The 17,006-nt window shown below is 69.6% G+C and carries 17 protein-coding genes; 12 read left to right on the forward strand and 5 right to left on the reverse strand.

Annotated features, from left to right (window positions below; translation table 11 throughout):
* The 10 genes from ROR02_RS01150 to ROR02_RS01195 form a co-directional block, all read left to right on the forward strand.
* On the forward strand, window positions 1-306 hold a 306-nt coding region (locus ROR02_RS01150), incomplete at its 5' end, for a DUF2497 domain-containing protein (RefSeq protein WP_147162171.1).
* A 118-nt stretch (window positions 307-424) separates the two neighbouring features.
* Window positions 425-3,070: a valine--tRNA ligase gene (locus ROR02_RS01155; protein WP_147162172.1), complete on the forward strand. Its 2,646-nt coding sequence runs from the start codon at window positions 425-427 to the stop codon at window positions 3,068-3,070.
* 11 nt (window positions 3,071-3,081) lie between these two features.
* Entirely contained in the window at window positions 3,082-3,987 is a 906-nt protein-coding gene (locus tag ROR02_RS01160) for an HAD hydrolase-like protein (protein WP_147162173.1), read from the forward strand.
* A gap of 77 nt (window positions 3,988-4,064) precedes the next feature.
* Window positions 4,065-5,477 (forward strand): FAD-dependent tricarballylate dehydrogenase TcuA, encoded by a 1,413-nt coding sequence (gene tcuA, locus ROR02_RS01165; RefSeq protein ID WP_147162174.1) that lies wholly within the window; start codon window positions 4,065-4,067, stop codon window positions 5,475-5,477.
* Window positions 5,461-6,645 (forward strand): tricarballylate utilization 4Fe-4S protein TcuB, encoded by a 1,185-nt coding sequence (tcuB, locus tag ROR02_RS01170; protein WP_246135340.1) that lies wholly within the window; start codon window positions 5,461-5,463, stop codon window positions 6,643-6,645. Before tcuA ends, tcuB begins: the two co-directional genes overlap by 17 nt.
* Window positions 6,635-7,423, forward strand: coding sequence for a cobalt-precorrin-6A reductase (locus ROR02_RS01175; protein ID WP_147162175.1), 789 nt, complete (start codon window positions 6,635-6,637; stop codon window positions 7,421-7,423). Before tcuB ends, ROR02_RS01175 begins: the two co-directional genes overlap by 11 nt.
* Window positions 7,420-8,115 (forward strand): paraquat-inducible protein A, encoded by a 696-nt coding sequence (locus tag ROR02_RS01180; protein ID WP_147162176.1) that lies wholly within the window; start codon window positions 7,420-7,422, stop codon window positions 8,113-8,115. Before ROR02_RS01175 ends, ROR02_RS01180 begins: the two co-directional genes overlap by 4 nt.
* Window positions 8,116-8,123: 8 nt before the next feature.
* Complete coding sequence (locus ROR02_RS01185; protein WP_147162177.1) at window positions 8,124-8,801, forward strand: paraquat-inducible protein A; 678 nt, start codon at window positions 8,124-8,126, stop codon at window positions 8,799-8,801.
* On the forward strand, window positions 8,798-10,417 hold the full coding sequence (locus tag ROR02_RS01190) for a PqiB family protein (RefSeq protein ID WP_147162178.1): 1,620 nt from the start codon (window positions 8,798-8,800) through the stop codon (window positions 10,415-10,417). The genes ROR02_RS01185 and ROR02_RS01190 overlap by 4 nt, the downstream gene beginning before the upstream one ends.
* A 5-nt stretch (window positions 10,418-10,422) precedes the next feature.
* The gene (locus ROR02_RS01195) at window positions 10,423-11,046 is read left to right on the forward strand and encodes a PqiC family protein (RefSeq protein WP_147162179.1); all 624 of its coding nucleotides are present in this window, start codon (window positions 10,423-10,425) and stop codon (window positions 11,044-11,046) included.
* Between the two features lie 59 nt (window positions 11,047-11,105).
* Here ROR02_RS01195 and ROR02_RS01200 read toward each other — a convergent pair whose 3' ends face one another.
* The 4 genes from ROR02_RS01200 to ROR02_RS01215 are packed head-to-tail and all read right to left on the reverse strand — an operon-like array spanning window position 11,106 to window position 14,897.
* Entirely contained in the window at window positions 11,106-12,245 is a 1,140-nt protein-coding gene (locus ROR02_RS01200; protein ID WP_147162180.1) for an ABC transporter permease, read from the reverse strand.
* A complete protein-coding gene (locus tag ROR02_RS01205; protein ID WP_147162181.1) occupies window positions 12,242-13,264 on the reverse strand; it encodes an ABC transporter ATP-binding protein in 1,023 nt (340 codons plus the stop codon). The genes ROR02_RS01200 and ROR02_RS01205 overlap by 4 nt, the downstream gene beginning before the upstream one ends.
* Entirely contained in the window at window positions 13,261-14,241 is a 981-nt protein-coding gene (locus tag ROR02_RS01210) for an HlyD family secretion protein (RefSeq protein ID WP_147162182.1), read from the reverse strand. The genes ROR02_RS01205 and ROR02_RS01210 overlap by 4 nt, the downstream gene beginning before the upstream one ends.
* Window positions 14,238-14,897, reverse strand: coding sequence for a TetR/AcrR family transcriptional regulator (locus tag ROR02_RS01215; protein WP_147162183.1), 660 nt, complete (start codon window positions 14,895-14,897; stop codon window positions 14,238-14,240). The genes ROR02_RS01210 and ROR02_RS01215 overlap by 4 nt, the downstream gene beginning before the upstream one ends.
* 246 nt (window positions 14,898-15,143) lie before the next feature.
* Here ROR02_RS01215 and ROR02_RS01220 point away from each other — a divergent pair, with 246 nt between their 5' ends.
* Together ROR02_RS01220 and ROR02_RS01225 are read left to right on the forward strand one after the other, a co-directional pair.
* Complete coding sequence (locus tag ROR02_RS01220; RefSeq protein WP_147162184.1) at window positions 15,144-16,055, forward strand: 2-dehydropantoate 2-reductase; 912 nt, start codon at window positions 15,144-15,146, stop codon at window positions 16,053-16,055.
* A 91-nt stretch (window positions 16,056-16,146) separates the two neighbouring features.
* Entirely contained in the window at window positions 16,147-16,551 is a 405-nt protein-coding gene (locus ROR02_RS01225) for a VOC family protein (RefSeq protein ID WP_218032741.1), read from the forward strand.
* 85 nt (window positions 16,552-16,636) lie between these two features.
* Here ROR02_RS01225 and ROR02_RS01230 read toward each other — a convergent pair whose 3' ends face one another.
* Entirely contained in the window at window positions 16,637-16,996 is a 360-nt protein-coding gene (locus ROR02_RS01230) for a NifB/NifX family molybdenum-iron cluster-binding protein (protein WP_147162185.1), read from the reverse strand.
* Between the last annotated feature and the right edge of the window lie 10 nt (window positions 16,997-17,006).

Here is a 17,006-nt window from a genome sequence, read left to right on the forward strand (position 1 = left end):
CCGCCACCACCACCACCACCGCCGCCCCCCCCACCACCTGAATTCGAGGAGCCCGTGGAAGAGGATCGCCTGGTATCCATGGATACGGAATCCGCCGCCGGCGGCTTGCTGGCCGAGTTGGCCTCGGCCGTGGCCCGTGAACGCACGGTTGGCCTGGGGAACGGAAATCTGACGCTGGAAGAAATCGTGCGCGAAGTCCTGCGCGAGTTGGTCAAGGAGTGGCTCGACCTGAACCTGCCCACCTTGACCGAGCGTCTGGTGCAAAAGGAAATCGAACGCCTGGTGCATCGCGCGGAAAAACTTTGATTCCGCTCCCATGCCTTCTATGATGGCCGGCCCCCTGGGGCCGGTTTTCGTATGGGGAATCCGGGCCCCACGGCCCTCCCCTCCCCTGTTGCCGTCGCGTTAAGGAAATCGTTCCGTCATGATGGATAAGACCTACAACGCCGCCGATGTCGAAGCGCGGTTGTATGCCCGCTGGGAGCAGTCGGGCGCCTTTGCCTGCGACCCCCAGAGCCAGGCCCAGCCCTACACCATCATGATGCCGCCCCCGAACGTAACCGGCAGCCTGCACATGGGCCATGCCCTCACGTTCACCTTGCAAGACGTGCTAATTCGCTATCATCGCATGAGCGGCCGTGATGCCCTCTGGCAGCCTGGCACCGATCACGCCGGCATCGCCACCCAGATGGTGGTGGAACGCCGTCTGGCGGCCGAGGGCAAGACCCGTCACGACCTGGGCCGCGCCGCCTTCATCGACAAGGTTTGGGAATGGCGGGCCGAATCGGGCGGCACCATCCAGCGTCAGCTGCGCTGCCTGGGCGCCTCGCCCGACTGGCCGCGCGAGCGCTTCACCATGGACGACGGCCTGTCGCACGCCGTGCGCAAGGTGTTCGTGCGCCTGTACAAGGACGGCCTGATCTATCGCGACAAGCGGCTGGTCAACTGGGATCCGGCCCTGCACACCGCGATTTCGGACCTTGAGGTGGAGCAGCGCGAGACCAAGGGCAAGCTGTGGCACCTGCGCTATCCGGTGATGGGCGAGGAAGGGCGCTTCCTGATCGTGGCCACCACCCGGCCCGAGACCATGCTGGGCGACACCGCCGTGGCCGTCCACCCCGATGACGAGCGTTACAAGGACCTGATCGGGCGCCAGGTGATGCTGCCCCTGGCCAACCGTCCGATTCCGGTGGTTGCCGATGCCTACGCCGACCCCGAAAAGGGCTCGGGCGCGGTCAAGATCACCCCGGCCCACGACTTCAACGACTTCGAGGTCGGCCGGCGCCATGACCTGCCCTTGATCAACATCCTCGACCGCGATGCCCGCCTGAACGACGCCGTGCCCGAGGCCTATCGTGGCCTTGACCGCTTCGTGGCGCGCGAGCGCGTGCTGGAGGACATGGAGGCGCTGGGCCTTCTGGACAAGATCGAAGACAACCCGATGACCCAGCCCTACGGGGACCGCTCGGGGGTGATCATCGAGCCCTGGCTGACCGATCAGTGGTTCGTGGACGCCGCCAAGCTGGCCGAGGGCCCGGTCAAGGCGGTGGAGGAAGGACGCACCCGCTTTGTCCCCCGCCAGTGGGAAAATACCTTCTTCGAATGGATGCGCAACATTCAGCCCTGGTGCATCAGCCGGCAAATCTGGTGGGGCCATCAGGTCCCGGCCTGGTACGGCCCCGACGGCACCATCTTCGTCGAGGAAACCGAGGAAGAAGCCCAGGCCGCCGCGCAGGCCCACTATGGCAAGGCCGAGCCCCTGACCCGCGACAGCGACGTTCTGGATACCTGGTTCTCGTCCGCCCTGTGGCCGTTCTCGACCCTGGGCTGGCCCGAGCAGACCCCGGAACTGGCCCGCTATTATCCGGGCGACGTTCTGGTGACCGGCTTCGACATCATCTTCTTCTGGGTCGCCCGCATGATGATGATGGGCGAGTACATCATGGGCGACGTGCCCTTCCGCGACGTTTACATCCATGCCCTGGTCCGCGACGAAAAGGGGCAGAAGATGTCGAAGTCGAAGGGCAATATCATTGACCCGCTCGACATCATCGGCCAGTACGGCACCGATGCCCTGCGCTTCACCCTCACCGCGATGGCCGCGCAGGGGCGCGACATCAAGATGAGCGAGCAGCGCGTGGCTGGCTACCGCAACTTCTGCACCAAGCTGTGGAACGCCGCGCGCTTTTGCCAGATGAACGAATGCCACCCGGTGGAAGGCTTCGACCCGGCCCGGGCCACGCTCCCCTTGAACCGCTGGATCGCGGTCAAGACCGAGGCGTGCGCCGCCCAGGTGGCCGAGGCAATCTCGGCCTATCGCTTCAACGACGCGGCCCAGGCGGCCTATGCCTTTGCCTGGAACACGTTTTGCGACTGGTACCTGGAGATGGCCAAGCCCTTCTTGCAAGACCAGGACGGCGGCCCGGCCCAGACCGAGACCCGGGCCATGGCGGCCTGGGTGCTTGATGCCTTGCTGCACATTCTCCATCCCATCGTGCCCTACATCACCGAGGAGCTGTGGGAAAACACCAGCGATCGCGCCGGCGCCTTGCTGATGAGCCAGCCGTGGCCGGCGGCGCGGAACTTCAGCGCGCCGGAGGCCGAGGCGGCCATGGACTGGGTGGTGGCCGTGGTCAGCGCCATTCGCTCGGTCCGCGCCGAAATGAACGTACCCCCGGGGGCCAAGGTGCCGGTTCTGGTGCGGGACGCCAACCCGGCCACGCAGGCGCTGCTTGATGAACACCGCGCCTTGCTGCTGACCCTCGCCCGCCTGGAGTCGATCACCCTCGCCGACGAAACGCCGGCCGGGGGCGTGGCGCAGGTGGTGGTGGGCGAAGCCACGCTGGTGTTGCCCCTGGCCGGTCTCATCGACCTGGAGCAGGAGCGCGCCCGCCTGGCCCGCGAGGCCAAGCGCCTGGACGGCGAGGTGGACCGCATCGACCGCAAGCTGGAAAATCCCGGCTTCATGGCCAAGGCCCCGGAAGACGTGGTCGCCGAGCAGCGCGAACGCCGGGCCGAGTATGATTTGCAGCGCCAGCGCGTGCGCGAGGCCCTGGCACGCATCGCCTGACCGGCCGCGTCATGCGTTTTGTGTCCTTTGATCAGGCCTGGGCGGTGGTTCGCGCCGCCCGGCCGCTGTTTCCCCCGCCACCGCCGCCCCCCTCCCCGGGGCCCCGGCGGGTCGCGGGACTTGCCGACCTGGCCCCGGCTTTCGATGGGATCGTGCTGGATGCCTATGGCGTTTTGCACGAAGGCAACGGGGTGTTCCCCGAAGCCCTGGCCGCCTTCGAGGCCGTGCGCGCCCAAGGGATTGCGCTGTGCGTGGTGACCAATGACGTCACCCACCCCCCCGAGGCCGTCGCGGCCCGTCTCGCGGCCCTGGGCCTGCCGGTTGCCCCCGACGAGGTGATCTCCGGGCGCTCGGTCCTGCCCGAGGCCCTGGCTCCCTTCGAGGACGGCCGGGATTTTGCCGTCCTGGGTCACGATCCCGGCGCCGTGGTCGAGCGCCTGCCCGCGACCCGGGTGGGCACCTACGAAACCACCGACCTCGACGACGCGGCCGGGTTCATCCTGGTTGACACCAACGACTGGGAAGACGACACCCCCGAACGCCGGCTGATCGAAACCCTCCGGGCCCGGCCCCGGCCCCTGGTGGTGTGCAATCCCGATATCACCTGCCCGTTCCGGGGCCGGCTCAGCCTGGAGCCCGGGTACGTGGCCTTTCCCCTGGCCGCCGCCCTGCCCCCGGGCATGGTCCGCTTCCTGGGCAAGCCGTGGCCGGGGGTGTATGCCCAGGTCCGGGCCCGTTTCCCGCAAGCCCCCCGTCTCCTGGCGGTGGGCGACAGCCCGCAAACCGATATCCTGGGGGCGCGCGGCGCCGGCATGGCCGCGCTCCTGATCGAAAACGGCCTGCTGCGCGGGCAGGACTCCCTGGCCCGCAGTGCCGAGCTTGGCATTTTGCCGGATTTCGTGGCCGCCACCGTGTAACATCGGGGCGGCGCACCCGGGCGTTTTATCCCGTCCTGACCGGGGCTTGTTGCGTCCCGTCCGTGTTCGAGAAGCTCATGCCCCGTCTCAAGTTGCCCTCCACCTTGTTTCCCGAGCCACCGCCGCCGCCCGACGACCGGACCGACGTGCTGGTGCTGGGGGGAGGCATGGCCGGGCTGTGCGCCGCGATCGCCGCCCGGCGCGCCGGGGCCCGGGTCATCCTGGCCGAACAGGCGCCGCGCTGGCGCCGGGGGGGCAACGCGCGCCACGCCCGCAACATCCGGGTGCCCCACGACGCCCCCACCGCCTTGTCCCCCGGCCGCTATCCGGAAGCCGTGCTGCGCCAGGATCTGGAGCGGGTTTCGGGCGGAACCGGCGATCCCATCCTGATCGACGTCCTGGCCAACCATGCCGGCGACCTGCCCGCCTGGCTGGCCCAGCAAGGCGTGCTGTTCCAAAGCCCCGACGACGGCGTGCTGCCCTGGTCGCGCAAGACCGTGTTCCTGCTGGGCGGCGGCACGGCGATGATGAACGCGCTCTACGACACCGCCGAACGCCTGGGCGTGCACGTTCTCTACGAAGCCGAGGGAGTCGCCCTGGACCTGAACGGGGCCGCGCGCCTGCGCCATCGCGGCCGGGTGTTCGACGTCGACTCCCGTGCCACCATCCTGGCCACCGGGGGCTATCAGGCCAACCGGGCGTGGCTGCGCGAGACCTGGGGGCGTTCGGCCGAGGGGCTGGTGGTCCGGGGCACGCCGTTCGCGCGGGGAATCTTGATGCGCGCCCTGATCGAGCAGGGGGCCCAGGAATCGGGGGAACCGGGCGGCGGTCATCTGGTCGCGGTCGATGCCCGTTCGCCGGAGGCCGACGGCGGCATTGTCACCCGCATCGATGGCCTGCACCTGGGGCTCGCGGTCAATCAGGCCGGCCGGCGGTTTTTCGACGAAGGCGAGGATACGGGCTCGACCCGCTATGGCACCTGGGGCCGACAGGTGGCGGGGTGTGCCGGGCAGCGCGCCTTTGTCATCCTCGATGCCCGGGGCAAGGCCGCCTTGCTGCCGCTGCCCGTGTTCCCCCCCCTGGAGGCCCCCTCGCTGCCGGCGCTCGCCCAGGTTCTGGGGCTGGACCCCGAGACCCTGGTTGATACCGTGACCGGCTATAACCGGGCCTTGACCGAGGGCCACGGCACCCGCTGGCGGCGCTTGAATCCGCCGCGCACGCCGCCGGCCGCCTGCATCGAGGTGCCCCCGTTTCACGCCCTGCCCTTCGCGCCGGGCATCACCTTCACCGGGCACGGCCTTTATGTGGACGAGCGGGCCCGGGTGCTGCGGCGCGACGGGTTTTCCTGCCCCACCCTTTATGCCGCCGGCATGACCATGGGGCCCGCGCTTCTGGGCAGCGGGTATGTGTCGGGGGTGTCGTTGACCCTTGCCGCGGTCTTCGGCCGCATCGCCGGATGGGAGGCCGCCAGCCATGTCCGCGTCTTCTGAGCCGCCCCTGGGCCCCTCGCGCGCCGCCTTGCGCCAGCAGTTGCCCCGCCCGCCCGCGCCGCCCGCTCCCGATCCGTTGATGGACGAGGCGCGCCGGGTGTTGACCGTGTGCAACGTGTGCGCCTACTGCACCGGGTACTGCGAGACCTTTCGCGCCGCCCGACGCTGTCCGCGCCTGACCGATGCCGATATCTATTATCTGGCGGTGCTGTGTCACAACTGCCGATCGTGCTGGTACGCCTGCCAGTACGCGCCCCCCAACACCTTTGGCCTGAATGTGCCGGCGGTGCTGGCCCGCGTGCGCCAGCGTGCCTATCGCACCTTCGCCTGGCCCCCGGGCCTGGGCGGGCGCGGCGTGGGCGACGGGGTGCCGGGGGTGGTGGCCGTGCTGATCGCCGTTCTCGCCATCCTGGTCGTTCCGGGGCTCGTTTTGCTTGGCGTGCCCCCCACCCAGCTGTTTGGCCTGCACCTGGGGCCTGGCGCCTTTTACGAGGTGATCTCCCTTGAAACCATGACCGCCCTCGGGGGGATCACCCTGGGGCTGGGAGCCTTGTCGCTCCTGATCAGCACCTGGCGGTTCTGGCATGCCATTTCGGCCGGCCGGCGCGGCTCGCGGCTGCGCGCCTGGCCCCGGGCGCTGCGCGAGGCCTTTGCCTTGCCCAACCTTTTGGGGGGCGGGCCCGGCTGCACCGATCGCGACTCCCGGCCCTCGGGCCTGCGCCGGCGCTTTCATCAGGCCCTGGTCGGGGGGGTGGGCCTGTGCCTGGCCTCGACCCTGGCCGCGTCGATGTATCATCATGTCTTTGGCTGGGTTGCCCCCTATTCCTGGCTCAGCTTGCCCGTTCTCCTGGGCACGGCCGGGGGCGTGCTCATCCTCGTGGCCGCCGCCGCCTTGTTCGTGCGCCGCCAGGGCGCCGACCCCGCCCCCACCGCGCGCGAAACCCTGGTCGACGACACCGCCTTCCTGGGCCTGCTGTCCGCCGTGGCCGCGAGCGGGCTTGCCTTGCTGCTGGCCCGCGCCACCTCGGCCATGGGTTTGATGCTGGCCTTGCACCTGGGCACGGTGGCCGGCCTGTTCCTCACCCTGGCGCTTGGCAAATTCCGCCACGCCCCCTTCCGCCTTGCCGCCTTGCTGCGCGCCTCGCTGGAGCGCCCCCATGACCGCTGATCCCCTGCCCGCCCCTCTTCCCATTCTCATCCTTGGAGGCACCACCGAAGCCTATGCCCTGGCCGAGCGCCTCGCGCTGACCGAGGCCCTGGCCGTGGTGACGTCGCTGGCCGGACGCACCCAGAACCCGCGCAAGCCCGCCGGCGCCCTGCGCATCGGAGGGTTCGGAGGCATTGAAGGCCTGGCCACCTACCTGCGCGCCACGCAAACACGGGCGGTGATCGATGCCACCCATCCCTTTGCCCGGCGCATGGGCTGGCACGCGGCCGCCGCCTGCGAACAGGCCGGTGTCCCCTTGCTGCGCCTGGAGCGTCCCGCCTGGACTCCGGGGCCGGGCGACGCCTGGACCCTGGTCGATACCTGGGAAGAAGCCGTGGCGCGCCTTGACGCCCGTGGCGCGCGCCGGGTGCTGCTGGCCCTGGGACGCCAGGAACTGGCGCCCTTCGCCACCTTGGACCACACATGGTTCCTGATCCGCTCGGTGGATCCGCCCGATCCGCTGCCCGCGTTCGCGCGCGCGCAGGTGCTGCTGGCCCGGGGGCCTTTTTCACTGGACGACGAAACCGCCTTGCTGCGCGACCAGGCGATCGATACCGTGGTATGCAAGAACAGCGGCGGCAGCGCGACCGACGCCAAGCTGGCCGCCGCCCGGGCGCTGGGCGTGGAAGTGATCGTGCAGCGGCGCCCGCCCCGCCCCGCCGGCGTGCCCACCGTGGCCCGGGTGCCCGAGGCGGTGGCGTGGCTGGAGGCAACCCTGGCCGGACCCTTGCGCGCATGAACGATCCGCCCGCCGCATCCGCGTCTTCGTCTCCCCCGCCGTCCGGGCGCGATCTCGTGGCCTGCCCCGGATGTGATACCCTGTATGCGCGCCGGTCCGTGCGCCGGGGTGAAAGTGCCTGGTGCCCGACCTGTGGCGAACGCCTGTACGGACGCCCCGCCCTGACGCCCGAACACCTGATGGGCCTGGTGATCGCGGCCCTGATCACCTTCCTGATCGCCAGCGCCTGGCCGATCGTCGAGATCCGTTTGCAGGGCATTCGCAACGCCACCACCTTGTCGGGGGCCGCCCTGGCCTTGTGGCAGGAGGGCCGGCGGATTGTCGCGGCGCTGGTTTTCCTCACCACGCAGGTGATTCCGCTGTGTGATCTGCTTTTGGTGCTCGCGGCCCTGGTGGGTGCGCGACAGGGGCGGGGACAAGGCGCGGCCCCGGCCTGGGCCGCCGTGGCGCTGCGGCTTTTGCTGCACCTTCGCCCGTGGGGGATGATCGAGGTTTTCACGCTGGGGATCGCGGTGGGGCTGGTCAAGCTGTCCACCATGGCCCATATCGTCCCAGGCGTTGCGCTGTGGGCCTTTGGCGCGCTCACCGTCTTGCTGGCGGCGATCTTGTCCTTCGACCTGCGCAGCTTGTGGGACGCCCCCTTGCCCGCCGGCACCGATGCCGTGCCCCCGCCCCCTTCCGCCCCACCGTGACCCTTGCCATGCGCTCCCAGCCCGCCCCGGACCCCGCCCCGCCTGCCGCCGCGCCCCCCTTGCGCGCGTGCGAGGCGGGCCTGATTGCGTGCTCGATCTGTGGCACCGTCAGCCGGGCGGAGCCGGAGGGCATGCCCCCGGGGGCCGAGGCGCGGTGCCCGACCTGCGCCACGCCCCTGGAGGCGCGCCGGCCCGACAGCCTCGCGCGCACCTGGGCCTTGCTGCTGGCGGCGGCGATCTTGTACATCCCCGCCACCACGCTGCCGATCATGGTGCGGTCCTCGCTGTGGGGAAACGGGCAGGAAACCATCATGGGGGGGGTGGTGTACTTCTGGACCTCGGGCTCGCAGGGGCTGGCGATCCTGATTTTCTCGGTCAGCATCCTGATTCCCCTTCTCAAGATGGCCAGCCTTGCCGTTCTGGCGGCTTCCGTTTCCCTGGGCCGGCCCGGCACCCGCTGGCGCATGGGTCTTTACCGCCTGATCGAGTTCATCGGCCGCTGGTCGATGCTTGATGTGTTCGTGGTCGCCCTGATGGTGGCCCTGGTGCGTTTTCGCACCGTGGCCGAAATCGAGGCCGGCCCGGCGGCGGCGGCCTTCGGCGCCGTGGTCGTGCTGACCATGCTGGCCACCCATGCCTTCGATCCCCGCCTGATGTGGGACAAACCCGGATCTTCTTCGCGATGACCGAGCCTTCGTTGCCCCTTGCCCCCGCGGAACCGGTGCTGCGCCCGCCCCGGTCCCGTCGCCCGTCCCTGATCTGGCTGGTGCCGCTGGCGGCGGCGCTTACCGGCCTGGGGCTGGTCGTGCAGACCATGATGGCGCGCGGGCCGTCGATTGTCGTGCAGTTCGATACCGCCACGGGGATCGAGGCGGGCAAGACCAAGGTCAAGGTCAAGGACGTGGAGATCGGCGAGGTCTCGGCCGTGCGCCTGAGCGACGACCTCTCGCATGTCCTGGTCAGCGTTGATCTGGTCCGCGACGCGCGCGGCTTCGCGGCCGTGGACAGCCGCTTCTGGGTGGTGCGCCCCCGCCTGGCGGGCAGCGGCATTTCGGGGCTCGATACCTTGCTGTCGGGGGCCTACATCGGTGCCGAGCGCGGCCATTCCAGTGCCACCGGCACCCATTTCGTGGGCCTGGAGGCGCCGCCGGTGGTGGCCTGGGACGTGCCCGGGCGACGGTTCACGCTCAAGGCCGAGGATCTGGGGTCGCTCGATGCCGGCTCGCCCGTGTTCTTTCGCCGCATCCCCGTGGGTCAGGTGGAACATTTCAGCCTGGATTCTTCCGGCGACGGCCTGACCATGGGGGTTTTCATCAAGGCCCCCTACGACCGCTTCGTGACCACCGCCACCCGGTTCTGGCACGCAAGCGGCGTTGACCTGACGGTGGATGCGCGCGGCGTGCGCCTGGATACCCAGTCGCTGGCCACCATCCTGATGGGCGGCGTGGCGTTCGAGGCTCCGCCCGAGCAAGGCGACGCCCCGCCCGCCGATCCGGGATCCACCTTCACCCTGGCATCGAGCCGGGCAACCGCCATGGAAGCGGTGGATTCACGGGTGTTCCCCGTGGTGTTGCGCTTCACGCAGTCGGTGCGCGGGCTCGCGGTGGGGGCGCCGCTTGACTTTCGCGGGCTGGAGGTGGGGCGGGTGCGCTCCATTGATCTGTCCTACGACCGCGTGGCCGGCGACTTCAATACCGTGGTCACGGTGGATGTCTCGCTGTCGCGGCTGGCGCGCACCGGCATGCCCACCCGCGACGAGGAACTGCGCGCGCGCTGGACCGAGCGCATGGCGGCCCTGGTCAAACGGGGCCTGCGCGCCCAGTTGCGCTCCGACAGCCTGCTGACCGGCCAGCTTTACATCGCGCTCGACTTCTTCGAGAAGGCCGATCCGGTTGCCTTTGATCCCAAGGCCGATCCGCCGGTTCTCCCCACGGTCCCGGGCGACCTGGAAGCCTTGTATGCCCAGATCCGCACCATCTTGGATTCCCTGGGCAAGGTCCCGTTCGATACCCTGGGCCAGGATCTGCACGCCGTGCTGACCCGCCTGGAAGGCACGCTCGGCCGCCTGGACAAGGCCCTGGCCCGCACCGACCGCGAGGTGTTGCCCGAAGTGCGCGACACCCTGGGCGAGCTGCGCCGCACTGTTGAAACCCTGCACGGCTCGGTGGCGCCCGACGCTCCCCTGTCGCAAGACATGCGTAGCGCCCTGCGCGGCCTGACCGACGCGGCGCGTTCGTTGAAATCCCTGGCCGATACCCTTGACCGCCAACCGGAATCCCTGTTGCGCGGCCGTTCGGAGTAACCCCCATGCCCGTGCCCGGTGCCCTTTTCGTCCGCCTTGCCCCGGTTGCCCTGGCCGCCTTGATGCTGGGGGCCTGCGGGGCGTCGCCCGCGCCCCGGCTGCACACCCTCACCCTTCCCCCCGCCGACCCTCCGGCGGGCGGGGCGGCGGCGGTGCTGGTAGAAATCCTGCCCGTCACCGTGCCCCAGCGCCTGGAACGCGATGACATCGTCCTGGGAGCCGGAGGTCCGTTGACCACCGTTCCGGGAGAACGCTGGGCCGGCCCCCTGCCCGACGAGATCCGCCAGGCCGTGGCCGACGCCCTGTGGCGCCAGCTCAAGGCCGTGGATGTGTACCAGGCTCCCGTGAGCGAGCGGGCCACCGACCTGCCCTTGTATCGCCTGGCGGTGCGCGTTGAACGTTTCCAGGCCATTCCCGGAGAGGCCGCCACGATCGAAATCGGCTGGACCGTGCGCCGCCTGCCCCAGGGCGCGGCCGTGGTCTGCCGGGCCGCCCGGGTCGTGCCCTTGCCCGAAGCATCCGTGGACGGAGCGGTGCGCGCCCTGGGCCAGGGCACCACCCAGGTGGCCGCCGCGCTGGCCGAGGGCGTGGCCCGGGTCCACCAGGGAAAAACCCCGCCTTGTCCCTGAGGCCCGGGCGAAAACGGGCCCCTTGAAGACGTGCGGGAAGGCGCGTGGCAGGCCCCTGCTTAATCCAGGGTCTGGCGGTAGCGCTTGACCGCGATCACCGACACCGCCAGCAAGAACGCCATCAGCGGCCACAGGTCGGGCCAGACCTCGGGCAGGCCGTTGCCCTTGAGCATGACGCCGCGCACGATGCGCAGGAAGTGGGTCAGTGGCAAGACTTCACCCAAAACCTGAGCCCAATCCGGCATCCCCCTAAATGGAAACATGAATCCGGACATCAGGATCGACGGCAGAAAGAAAAAGAAGCTCATCTGCATGGCCTGCAACTGATTGTGGGCCAGGGTGGAAAACAGGAATCCGACCGCCAGGTTCGCGGTGATGAACACAACCAGCCCCAGCGCCAGGACCAGGGGCGAGCCGATCATGGGCACGTCGAACAGCACCCGGGCCGCCAGCAAGATCACGGCAACCTGGAGTCCGCCCACCAGGATGAAGGGCGCGAGCTTGCCCAGCATGACCTCGGTCGGACGCACCGGCATGGCCAGCAGGGTTTCCATGGTTCCGCGCTCGCGTTCGCGGGTCACGGCGAGCGATGTCATGATGATCATGGTCATGGTCAGGATGGTGCCGACCAGGCCGGGCACGACGTTGTTCTGGCTCAGGGCTTCCGGGTTGTAGCGGCGCTGGATACGCACCTCGACCGCGCCGGGACGCGGCGCGCGGGCGGCCAGGGCTCCCTCCAGCAACGGCGCCAGGGCGTCGTCCACGATCCGGGGCAACGCCCCCAGCGCGTTGCCGGTGGCGGCCGGATCGGTGGCATCGGCCATGACCAGCAGGGCGGGCCGGTCGCCCCGGCGCAGATCGTGGGCAAAGGTTGACGGGATCTCGACCGCGAACTGCACCACGCCTCCGGCCAGCAGGCGCTCCAAGGTGGCCGGGTCATCGGTCCGGGTGGTGATCCGGAAATACCCGCTGGTTTGCAAGGCGCTCACGATGGCGCGCGAAAACGGGCTGTTGTCGCCGGCCAGGACGGCGGTGGGCAGGTGCTTGGGATCGGTGTTGATGGCAAACCCGAACAAAAGAAGCTGCATGACCGGAATGCCAATCATCATGGCGAAGGTCAGCCGGTCGCGCTTCATCTGGATGAATTCCTTGATCAGGACCGCCACCAGCCGGGCGAAGGAAAAGCGCGGCCCGGTCATGACACGCCCCCCTTCCCTTGTGGCCCCTGCCCGCTGTCGGGGGCGCGAGCCATCAGGTGGATGAAGGCATCCTCCAAGGTCGGGTGATCGCGCCGCCAGGCCAGACCGGGCTGATCCTGATATTGGAATACCGCCTGGTCGAGGGCGGGGCCGTCGGGGCCGCTCACGTGCAAGGTCGCGCCAAAGGGCGCCACCATGGCCACGCCGGGCCGGCCTTCGAGCGCCAGGGCCAGGCGGTTGAGGGTGGCCCCCGCCCCTTCCACGTGCCAGGTGGACAACCCCGAGGCGGCCACCACCTCGTCCACCGTGCCTTGCGCCAGCAGATGCCCATAGGCCATGTAGGCGATGCGGTGGCAACGCTCGGCTTCGTCCATGTAGTGGGTGCTGACCAGCACGGTCATGCCGTCGGCGGCGAGCTGGTGAATTTCGTTCCAGAATTCCCTTCGAGCCTTGGGGTCAACCCCGGCGGTGGGTTCGTCGAGCAAGAGCAGTTTTGGATTGTGCAAGATGCACGCGGCCAGGGCCAGGCGCTGCTTCCAGCCGCCCGACAAGGTACCGGCCAGCTGGGTGCGCCGCCCGGCCAGCCCCAGGCGGTCGAGGGCCTGGGCCACCCGCTGGCGCCGGTCGGGCAAGGCATGCAGGCGGGCCACGAATTCCAGGTTTTCGCGGATGGTCAGATCCTCGTACAGGCTGAAGCGCTGGGTCATGTAGCCCACCTGCCGCTTGATCGCCCAACTGTCCTTGACGATGTCGTGGCCCAGGCAGGTCCCTTGCCCGCCGTCGGGATGCAACAGCCCGCACAGCATGCGCAGGGTGGTCGTCTTGCCGCTGCCGTTGGGGCCCAGGAAGCCGTGGATTTCGCCCCGGGCCACGTCCAGCGAAAACCCGTTGACCACCACGCGCGGCCCGAAGCGCTTGGTCAGGCCGCGCACGCTCACCGCCGGCCCCAGGGAAGCCGGTGCCGGACCGGACGGCGACACGGGCGACACGGGCGACACCGGCGACGGGACCGCGCTCATGATCCGATCTCCACGTCAACGGGCTGGCCCGGGGTGGGGGTGTCCGCGCCCGTCAGGCGGGCCTCGATCCGGTAGACAAGTTTCGCGCGGGTTTCCAGGCTGTAGATCACCGGGGGCGTATACTCCGCCTCGCTCGCCACCCGGCTGATGGTGGCCTTGAGGCCGGCCGGGCAGCCGTCGCACGACACCCCCACCCCTTGCCCCAGGCGCAAGCCCCCGCGCGCCGGTTCGGGCACGTAGAAGACCACGCGCCACGGCGCGTCGGGCAGCAGGACCACCACGGCGCCGCCGGCTTCCACCCATTCGCCCGGCTCGCGCACCGTGTCCTCCACCCGACCGGCGACGGGAGCCGTGATCGTGCGCTGGGCCAGGCGCCAGGCGGCCTGATCGCGGGCGGCTTCAAGGGCGTTTTGGGTGGCGACGGCGGCGGCCACCTGATCGGCGCGCGCGGGCAGGCGGGCCTGGACCAGTTCCGCCTCCAGGCGCGCGACGCGGGCGCGGGCGGCGGCCTCGTCGGCCCGGGCCTGGTCCAGGCGGACCTGGGCCGAGGCCCGGGTGGCGACCAGGGTTTTCTCCCGCCCCAGGGCGAGGGTGGCCAAACGCAAGCCCGCCTCGGCCTCCCCCTTCTGGGCCTCCAGCACCGCCAGGTCCTCGGGCCGCGCTCCCTTGCGCAGGTCGGCCAGGGTGCGCCGGGCTTCCTCCAGCCGGGCCCCGGCCTCGGCCAGGACGGCCTGCTCGCGCGCGCTTTCCAGCGTGAACACCAGGGCCCCTTGGGCCAGCGCCTCGCCCTTGCCCGCCGGCCGCGTTTCCAGCCAGCCGGCCTCGGGCGCGGCCAGGGTGACGTAATCGGCCTCGATGTACCCGTGATACCGGGGAGACGGGTCGGTTGCGTCGCATCCGCCCACGGCCAGCGCCAGGACGCCCGCCAGCACCACGTTTCGCGTGTGTCTTTTCGTGCCCGGATCCGAAGGGGTCATGACCGCTCTCCCGCTGGCGCGTCCGCCGCCCCGGGGGCAAGGCCGCGCAAGAACAGCTCCACATGGGCGTGCAGCAAATCGGCGGGGGGAACCGATGTTTCCTCGACGGCCGCGAAGGTGGTCTGCCACACCGCCCCCATGAGAACCGGGGCCACGAACAAGCGCGCGTGAACCGTGGGATCGATGGCGCGAAACTCGCCCGTGGCCACCCCGTGGGCAAGGATGCGCCCGATCAACCCCAGCCCCCGGCACACCACTTCGCGGTAATAGAACCGCGCGAGGCCGGGAAACGATCCGGCATTGGCGATCACGAGCTTGGGCAGCGCCGCCCGCCGGGGATCGCCAATGATCCCCGCCATGCCCTGGGCCACCGCGCGCAACCGATCACCGGCCGACAGGGGGCTTTCCCCCAGGTCCCCTTCAAGACGCGCGATGGTCGTTCCCAGCATGGCCTGGACCACGGCCTCGAACAGGGCTTCCTTGGACGCGTAGTACAGATAAAGGGTTCCCTTGGCCACGCCGGCCCGCCGGGCCACGTCTTCCATGCGCGTGGCCGCGAACCCACGCCCCACGAAGGTATCAAGCGCCGCTTCCAGCACTTCCTGGGGCCGGGCCTCCTTGCGACGGCGGGCGGCGGGCGGGGGAGCGTCTTCCATGGGTGTTGCCTTTCCTGGGACGATCCATTAATGACTGGATGGTCAGTCAGTATGGTGTTCCCCTGTACCGCCGGGGTCAAGCCCAAAAAAGAACAGGGCGGATTGCGGATTTCCTCCCCTTGATCGAACCTCGTCCGGTGACAAGATGGACAAGGGCAGCTGGAGTGTGTCTTTTCGCTCCGTGCCCGCGTTCGCTCCCCGCGCGGCCGGGCGGGGAAACCTCTTCCATGATAAGGAGTCTGGCGCATGCCCTCTCCCCCCTCCCCTTGCGTGGCGATCATCGGAGCTGGCGCCATCGGGGGCCTTTTCGCGGCCGCCCTTCACGAGGCGGGCGTGGCGGTGGTGGTGTGCGCGCGCGGCGCCCTTGAGACCCTGAGCGTCGAGTACGAGGGGGAGACCCGGGTCCTTCCCGTGCGCGTGATCACCGATCCGGCCAGTGTCACGCCGGTGGACTGGGTAATCGTGGCGACCAAGGCCCACGACACGCCCCTGATCGCGCCGTGGCTTGCGCGGCTGCTGGGCCCGTCCACCCCGGTGGTGGTGGCGCAAAACGGCATTGACCACGAAGCCCGCCTGCGCCCCTTGGTGGGCGAGCGCCCGATCGTGCCGGCCCTGGTGTACGTGGCGATCGAACGCACGGCGCCCGGCCACATCGTTCATCACACCGGGCACGACGTGGTGGTGCCCGCCGATGCCGCCGCCCAGGCCTTCGCCCGTCTCATGGCCCCCGGGTCACTGCTTTCGGTACGGACCGAGGCCGATTTCCTCACCGCGGCCTGGCGCAAGCTGCTGACCAACGTGGCGGCGAATCCGATCACGACCCTGACCTTGCGCCGCATGGACGTGATGGCGGAGCCGGGGATCAACGCCCTGGCCCGCGCCCTGATGGCCGAGGCGGTGGCCACCGGCCAGGCCGCCGGCGCCCGCCTGTCGGCCGACGACGTGGAAGACGTGATGACCATCTATCGGGGGGTCAATCCCTCCGGAGGGTCATCCATGCTCTACGACCGGCTGCGCGGCGCTCCCCTGGAACACGCCCACCTCACGGGGGCCGTGGTGGAAACCGCCCGGCGCCACGGGGTTGGGGTTCCGCTGAACGAGGCCGTGCTGGCCTTGCTCGAAGCCCTGGATCGTGGGCTCCAGGACACCAGACCCTGAACCAGCGCGCCCGGCCGGGGGTCCCTGGCCCGACGCTGCTTCTCGCGCCCCGCCGCACACGAGAAAGCCCCCCTGTCGGGAGATCGCGCCCATGACGAGCCTCACCCCCTCCCTGGAAGGCGTCACGGCAAACCTGATGGTGGACGACGTGGCCCGCACGGTTTCCTATTACCGCGACGTACTGGGGTTCGAGCCTCTGGTCACCGTTCCCGAAACCGTGCCCTTGCAATGGGCCTTGCTGAAGCGCGACGACGTGGCCCTGATGTTTCAGGAAAGCCATAGCCTGATCGCCCAATACCCTGTTTTAAAAGATCGGGTTCCGGGCGGAGGGCTGAGTTTGTTCATCACCGTGCGCGACGTGGAAGGCCTCTTCGCCAGCGTGCTCGGCAAGGCGGAAATCCTTGAGGAGCCGCACGATACCTTTTACGGCATGCGGGAGTTCGCGATGCTTGACTGCAACGGACTGGTCCTGACCTTCGCCGAGCGGATTGCCTGACCCTGTCCCTCGCGCGTCCCTCCTTGCCTTCCCGGGATCGCGCAAGGAAGAAGGGGGGCCGGGAAGCCGCCCCCGCCTTCCCGACCTACCCGTGGCAGGCCTTCAGTCCCTCGACGGTGGCGGCGTCGGGCAGGGCGCCCTGGACGGCCAGGCGGGCGGCCACGTCGGGGTTGGGCTCGGTGCTGATCAGCACGCTCACGCCGCGCGCGCCCATGCGCTTGACGAACCCCATGCCACACCCGGCAGTGATCAGCACGTCCACGTCGTCCAGGGGATGGGGCCCCCGGCAATGAAAATCGTGGATGATCAGGGACGGGGGCAGTTGCAGCGGCGTTTGCGCCACCGGTTCACCGTCGGGGGTGGTTTCGTAGATCAGGAAGCGCCGGGCCCGGCCGGCGTGGGCGCTGACGGTACGAAAGTTCATGGTGCTGATCGCGATGCGCATGGGGCATCCT

This window comes from Pararhodospirillum oryzae (assembly GCF_007992075.1).
In the GTDB taxonomy this organism is placed as follows: Bacteria; Pseudomonadota; Alphaproteobacteria; order Rhodospirillales; family Rhodospirillaceae; genus Pararhodospirillum; species Pararhodospirillum oryzae.

Coding starts and splice junctions, on each gene's coding strand:
- ROR02_RS01190 (WP_147162178.1), top strand. CDS start 8,798: ATGACCGAGCCTTCGTTGCCCCTTGCCCCCGCGGAACCGGTGCTGCGC.
- ROR02_RS01195 (WP_147162179.1), top strand. CDS start 10,423: ATGCCCGTGCCCGGTGCCCTTTTCGTCCGCCTTGCCCCGGTTGCCCTG.
- ROR02_RS01205 (WP_147162181.1), bottom strand. CDS start 13,264: ATGAGCGCGGTCCCGTCGCCGGTGTCGCCCGTGTCGCCCGTGTCGCCG.
- ROR02_RS01185 (WP_147162177.1), top strand. CDS start 8,124: ATGCGCTCCCAGCCCGCCCCGGACCCCGCCCCGCCTGCCGCCGCGCCC.
- ROR02_RS01160 (WP_147162173.1), top strand. CDS start 3,082: ATGCGTTTTGTGTCCTTTGATCAGGCCTGGGCGGTGGTTCGCGCCGCC.
- ROR02_RS01200 (WP_147162180.1), bottom strand. CDS start 12,245: ATGACCGGGCCGCGCTTTTCCTTCGCCCGGCTGGTGGCGGTCCTGATC.
- tcuB (WP_246135340.1), top strand. CDS start 5,461: ATGTCCGCGTCTTCTGAGCCGCCCCTGGGCCCCTCGCGCGCCGCCTTG.
- ROR02_RS01155 (WP_147162172.1), top strand. CDS start 425: ATGATGGATAAGACCTACAACGCCGCCGATGTCGAAGCGCGGTTGTAT.
- ROR02_RS01180 (WP_147162176.1), top strand. CDS start 7,420: ATGAACGATCCGCCCGCCGCATCCGCGTCTTCGTCTCCCCCGCCGTCC.
- ROR02_RS01210 (WP_147162182.1), bottom strand. CDS start 14,241: ATGACCCCTTCGGATCCGGGCACGAAAAGACACACGCGAAACGTGGTG.
- ROR02_RS01175 (WP_147162175.1), top strand. CDS start 6,635: ATGACCGCTGATCCCCTGCCCGCCCCTCTTCCCATTCTCATCCTTGGA.
- ROR02_RS01215 (WP_147162183.1), bottom strand. CDS start 14,897: ATGGAAGACGCTCCCCCGCCCGCCGCCCGCCGTCGCAAGGAGGCCCGG.
- ROR02_RS01230 (WP_147162185.1), bottom strand. CDS start 16,996: ATGCGCATCGCGATCAGCACCATGAACTTTCGTACCGTCAGCGCCCAC.
- ROR02_RS01220 (WP_147162184.1), top strand. CDS start 15,144: ATGCCCTCTCCCCCCTCCCCTTGCGTGGCGATCATCGGAGCTGGCGCC.
- ROR02_RS01225 (WP_218032741.1), top strand. CDS start 16,147: ATGACGAGCCTCACCCCCTCCCTGGAAGGCGTCACGGCAAACCTGATG.
- tcuA (WP_147162174.1), top strand. CDS start 4,065: ATGCCCCGTCTCAAGTTGCCCTCCACCTTGTTTCCCGAGCCACCGCCG.